Origin of the sequence: Salipiger sp. HF18, assembly GCF_011806505.1 — a bacterium.
In the GTDB taxonomy this organism is placed as follows: domain Bacteria; phylum Pseudomonadota; class Alphaproteobacteria; order Rhodobacterales; family Rhodobacteraceae; genus Salipiger; species Salipiger thiooxidans.
On record NZ_JAATOS010000321.1, the window covers coordinates 1 to 4,573 of the forward strand.

Consider the following 4,573-nt stretch of genomic DNA (forward strand, 5'->3'; position numbering starts at 1 on the left):
GGCCGCCCTCTCCGCCCCCGCCGACCCCGCCCCCACGGATGCCGCCCGCACCGCCGCCCGCGGCCCCTTCCTCGCGCCGGGCATCGTCGACATCGGTGTCAAGGTGGGCGAGCCCGGCGACCGCCACAAGGAAAGCTACAAGACCGCGGGTCTGGCCGCCGCCGCCGGTGGCGTCACCACCATCGTCACCCGCCCCGACACCACGCCCGCCATCGACACCCCCGAGGTGCTCGAGTTCATCCGCGACCGGGCCGAGGACGACAGCCCGGTGAACGTGCTGCCGATGGCGGCGCTCACCAAGGGCCGGGCGGGCCGAGAGATGACCGAGATCGGCTTCCTGCTCGACGCCGGCGCCGTGGCCTTCACCGATTGCGACCACGTGGTCACCGACACCAAGGTGCTGGCCCGCGCCATGACCTATGCCCGCTCGCTCGGCGCGCTGGTCATCGGCCACCCGCAGGAGCCCGGCCTTTCGAAGGGCGGCGCCGCCACCAGCGGCAAGTTCGCCTCGCTGCGCGGCCTGCCCTCGGTCTCGCCGATGGCCGAGCGCATGGGGCTCGACCGCGACATCGCGCTCGTCGAGATGACCGGCGTGCGCTACCACGCCGACCAGATCACCACGGCCCGCGCGCTGCCGGCGCTGGAGCGCGCCAAGAAGAACGGCTTCGACGTCACGGCGGGCACCTCGATGCACCCCCTGACGCTGAACGAGATGGACCTCGCCGACTACCGCACCTTCTTCAAGGTCAAGCCGCCGCCGCTGCGCTCTGAAGACGACCGGCAGGCAGTGGTCGAGGCGGTGCGCTCGGGCCTCATCGACATCATCGGCAGCTTCCACACACCGCAGGACGAGGAATCGAAGCGCCTGCCCTTCGAGGAGGCCGCAAGCGGCGCCGTCGGGCTCGAGACCATGCTGCCGGTGCTGCTGCGGCTCTACCACTCGGGCGAGCTCGACCTGCCGACGCTGTTCCGCGCGCTGTCGCTGAACCCGGCGCGGCGGCTGGGGCTGCCCTGCGGGCGCATGGCGGCGGGCGCGCCTGCCGACCTCGTGCTCTTCGACGCCGACAAGCCGTTCATCCTCGACCGCTTCAAACTGCAGTCCAAGTCGAAGAATACCCCCTTCGACGGCGCCCGGCTTCAGGGTAAGGTGCTCGCAACCTTCGTCGCCGGCAAGGCAGTCTACCGGAGCGCCTGATGTTTCCCGAGATCACCACCGCCCCCGTCCTGCTCGCGCTCTGGGCCGCGATCGGGTACCTGCTGGGCTCGATCCCCTTCGGCATGGTCCTGACCCGGGCGATGAAGCTCGGCGACCTGCGCAGCATCGGCTCGGGCAACATCGGCGCCACCAACGTGCTGCGGACCGGCAACAAGGCGGCCGCCGCCGGCACGCTGATCCTCGACGGCGGCAAGGGCGCGGTGGCGGTGCTGCTGGCGCGCTGGTTGGGCGCCGAGGACGCGGCGCAGCTGGCAGGCTTCACCGCCTTCCTCGGACATTGCTACCCGGTCTGGCTCGGCTTCCGGGGCGGCAAGGGCGTCGCCACCTTCCTCGGCCTCGTACTGGCGCTGAGCTGGCCCGTCGGGCTGCTGAGCTGCGCCACATGGCTCGCCGCCGCCGCGCTGTCGCGGATCTCGAGCGTCGGCGCGCTGGTCGCGGCGCTGATGTCAACCGCGTGGATGCTGCTGCTGCGCGAGTACGAGTTCACAGGCCTGACCCTCGCGCTGACCGTGCTGATCTTCTGGCGCCACCGCAGCAACCTCGAGCGCCTGCGCGAGGGCACCGAGCCCAAGATCGGCAAGAAGGGCTGACCGCGCCCGCCGCGACTCGCCGTTTTCGGACATCATCATCTCCGCGCGCTCGCCTCACGGCGCGGCGCGCGGTATCGTTCTGCCATGCTGGATTTCGACACATGCAATGCCGCAAGGCTCCGCCGCGACCCCGCCTATGACGGCGTGTTTTTCATCGCCGTGCGGACCACCGGCATCTATTGCCGCCCGGTCTGCCCGGTGAAACCGCCGCTGACCCGAAACGTGTCGTTCCTCCCCAGCGCCGCCGCGGCCGAGCGCGCCGGCTACCGCCCCTGCCTGCGCTGCCGCCCCGAGACCGCGCCCTTCTGCGCCGCGTGGAACGGCACCCGCACGACGGTCGACCGGGCGTTGCGGCTGATCGACGAGGGCGCGCTCGACGGCGGCACCGTCACCGCCCTCTCCGGGCGGCTGGGCATCGGCGCCCGCCACCTCGCGCGGCTGTTCTCGGAACAGGTCGGCGCCTCGCCGCTGCAGGTGGCCCTGACCCGGCGCCTGCAGCGGGCCAAGCGGCTGCTCGACGAGACCACCCTGCCGATGGCCGAGATCGCGCAGCGCGCGGGCTTCGGCAGCCTGCGCAGCTTCAACGCCGCCTTCGCGCGGCTCTATGGCCGCGCTCCCTCGACCCTGCGGCGGAGGCGCGCGGCATGACGGCGGCGCTCTCCTGGTGCCACACCGACAGCCCGATCGGCCCGCTGCTGCTGGCCGGCGACCGCGACGCGCTGCATTTCCTGAGCTTCCCGTCCGGCCACAAGGCCTTCGGCCCGCGCGAAGGCTGGCACGAGGACCCCACTCCCTTCGACGCGGTGCGCCGCCAGCTCGACGCCTATTTCGCCGGCACGCTGACACGCTTCGACCTGCGCCTCGCCCCGCAGGGCACCGCCTTCCAGACCCGCGTCTGGCAGCTGCTGGCCGAGATTCCCTACGGCACCACCCGCAGCTACGGCGCGCTCGCCACCCAGCTCGGAACACCAAATGCCAGCCGCGCCGTGGGCGCCGCCAACGGTGCCAACCCGATCCCCATCATCCTGCCCTGCCACCGCGTCATCGGGCAGGACGGCGCGCTCACCGGCTTCGGCGGCGGGGTCGAGGTGAAGCGCTTCCTCCTGCAGCACGAGGCCGAGGTCTCGGGCGTGGCCGAGACGCAACTGTCGCTCTTCTGAAGATACGAACTTGGCTTGACCCGGGAACTTTCCGGGGCAAAACCCGGTTTGCACTCCGTACGAAAGGAGCCAGTCTCATGAGCGCACTAATCACACTTCTTCTCATGGCAGCCAGCATCGTCGGACTGTTCAGCCTCAGCGCAGTGGCCATCTGGTGGGCCGGTCGCCTGCCGATCCGCGACAGCGCCGTCCCGACCGTCGCCTCGGTCAAATCCGGGCTCTGATGCCATTGCCCGCCGCCGCGCCCCGCAGGGCACGGCGACCGCTTGGCTGACCGCCCGACGCCTCTCAGAGCTTCCCGGAAAGCACCAGGTCGAGATCCTCGAGCCGGTCCTGCCCCCAGAAGCTCTGCCCGTCCTCCAGTATGTAGAACGGCGCGCCGAACACCCCGGCATTGACCGCGTCCTCGAGATTGGCGGCATAGGTCTCAGCCCCGGCGAGCATGCCGCTGAAGGTCAGACCCGGATCGAAGCCCGCCGCCTTCAGGCAGTCCTGCACGACCGAATCCTCGGCGATGTCGCGGTCCTCGACCCAGACCGCGCGCAGGATCGAATGCACCAGTCCGCCGAGATCGCCGCCCCCGGCCTTCTGCGCCGCGATGATGGCGTAGGACGCCGGCGCCGCGTTGGTCGGCCAGTGCGCCGGCTTCATGTTGAGCGGCATCCCGGCCTTCTTCGCCTGCCGCGGCAGCTCCTGCGCCCGGTAGGCCATGCGCGAGGGATGCCGGTCCTTCGGCGCCAGCCCCCCGGTGCGGGTGAACAGCGTCATGATGTCGAGCGGCTTGTAGGTGATATCGAGCCCGTGGGCGTCGGCGATCTTCTCCAGCCGCTGCCCCGCGAGGTAGGCATACGGAGAAAGAACCGAGAAATAGTAATCCAGATGCGCCATTGCGTGCTTCCCTGTCCTGAGCGTCTTTGCCCCACGCTACCTGCGTGATAAGCGACCGGCAACGTCACGAATCTGTCATCGCTGCCGGAGCCCCCGTCCATGCCGACCGTCATTGAGCCCAAGCTTATCGCGGGCAATTCCAACAAGCCTCTCGCCAATGCCATCTCGCGCCGGATGTCGCTCTACCGCGGCATGTCCGTGGGACTGGTGGACGCCCGCGTCGAACGGTTCAACGACCAGGAGATCTTCGTCGAGGTCTACGAGAACGTCCGCGGCGAGGACATGTTCATCATCCAGTCGACCTCGCGCCCGGCGAACGACAACCTGATGGAACTGCTGATCATGGCGGACGCGCTGCGCCGCTCCTCGGGGTCCCGTATCCCCGCGGTGACCCCCTACTTCGGCTACGCCCGCCAGGACCGCCGCACCAAGGCCCGGACCCCGATCACCGCCAAGCTGGTGGCCAACATGATCCACGAGGCCGGCATCGAGCGGGTGCTGACCATGGACCTGCACGCCACCCAGATCCAGGGCTTCTTCGACATCCCCGTCGACAACCTCTACGCCTCGCCGGTCTTCGCGCTCGACATCCTCAAGCATTTCGAGGGCGGGCTCGAGGACGTGATGATCGTCTCCCCCGACGTTGGCGGCGTGGCGCGCGCGCGCGAGCTCGCCAAGCGCATCAACGCCCCGCTCTCGATCGTGGACAAGCGCCGCGA

The 4,573-nt window shown here is 69.9% G+C and carries 7 protein-coding genes; 6 read left to right on the forward strand and 1 reads right to left on the reverse strand.

What is annotated here, in order from left to right; all coding sequences use genetic code 11:
* The 5 genes from pyrC to HC022_RS19490 form a co-directional block, all read left to right on the forward strand.
* The coding region (gene pyrC / locus HC022_RS19470) for a dihydroorotase (protein WP_167453527.1) at positions 1-1,195 on the forward strand (1,195 nt) is incomplete at its 5' end.
* Positions 1,195-1,806, forward strand: a complete 612-nt coding sequence (gene plsY / locus HC022_RS19475) for a glycerol-3-phosphate 1-O-acyltransferase PlsY (RefSeq protein ID WP_008886959.1) — start codon at positions 1,195-1,197, stop codon at positions 1,804-1,806. The genes pyrC and plsY, both read left to right, overlap by 1 nt.
* An 84-nt stretch (positions 1,807-1,890) precedes the next feature.
* Positions 1,891-2,454, forward strand: a complete 564-nt coding sequence (locus HC022_RS19480; protein ID WP_167453528.1) for a bifunctional transcriptional activator/DNA repair enzyme AdaA — start codon at positions 1,891-1,893, stop codon at positions 2,452-2,454.
* Positions 2,451-2,966: a methylated-DNA--[protein]-cysteine S-methyltransferase gene (locus HC022_RS19485; RefSeq protein WP_167453529.1), complete on the forward strand. Its 516-nt coding sequence runs from the start codon at positions 2,451-2,453 to the stop codon at positions 2,964-2,966. Before HC022_RS19480 ends, HC022_RS19485 begins: the two co-directional genes overlap by 4 nt.
* 77 nt (positions 2,967-3,043) lie before the next feature.
* Entirely contained in the window at positions 3,044-3,190 is a 147-nt protein-coding gene (locus tag HC022_RS19490) for a hypothetical protein (protein WP_167453530.1), read from the forward strand.
* 64 nt (positions 3,191-3,254) lie between these two features.
* Here HC022_RS19490 and HC022_RS19495 read toward each other — a convergent pair whose 3' ends face one another.
* Complete coding sequence (locus tag HC022_RS19495; protein ID WP_167453531.1) at positions 3,255-3,854, reverse strand: 2-hydroxychromene-2-carboxylate isomerase; 600 nt, start codon at positions 3,852-3,854, stop codon at positions 3,255-3,257.
* 99 nt (positions 3,855-3,953) lie between these two features.
* Here HC022_RS19495 and prs point away from each other — a divergent pair.
* Positions 3,954-4,573 (forward strand): ribose-phosphate diphosphokinase (gene prs, locus HC022_RS19500; RefSeq protein WP_167453532.1); only part of this gene is annotated, 620 nt, incomplete at its 3' end.

Excerpts from the sequence above, each read along its gene's own strand:
- plsY (WP_008886959.1), top strand. The coding sequence starts at position 1,195 with ATGTTTCCCGAGATCACCACCGCCCCCGTCCTGCTCGCGCTCTGGGCC.
- HC022_RS19480 (WP_167453528.1), top strand. The coding sequence starts at position 1,891 with ATGCTGGATTTCGACACATGCAATGCCGCAAGGCTCCGCCGCGACCCC.
- HC022_RS19485 (WP_167453529.1), top strand. The coding sequence starts at position 2,451 with ATGACGGCGGCGCTCTCCTGGTGCCACACCGACAGCCCGATCGGCCCG.
- HC022_RS19490 (WP_167453530.1), top strand. The coding sequence starts at position 3,044 with ATGAGCGCACTAATCACACTTCTTCTCATGGCAGCCAGCATCGTCGGA.
- HC022_RS19495 (WP_167453531.1), bottom strand. The coding sequence starts at position 3,854 with ATGGCGCATCTGGATTACTATTTCTCGGTTCTTTCTCCGTATGCCTAC.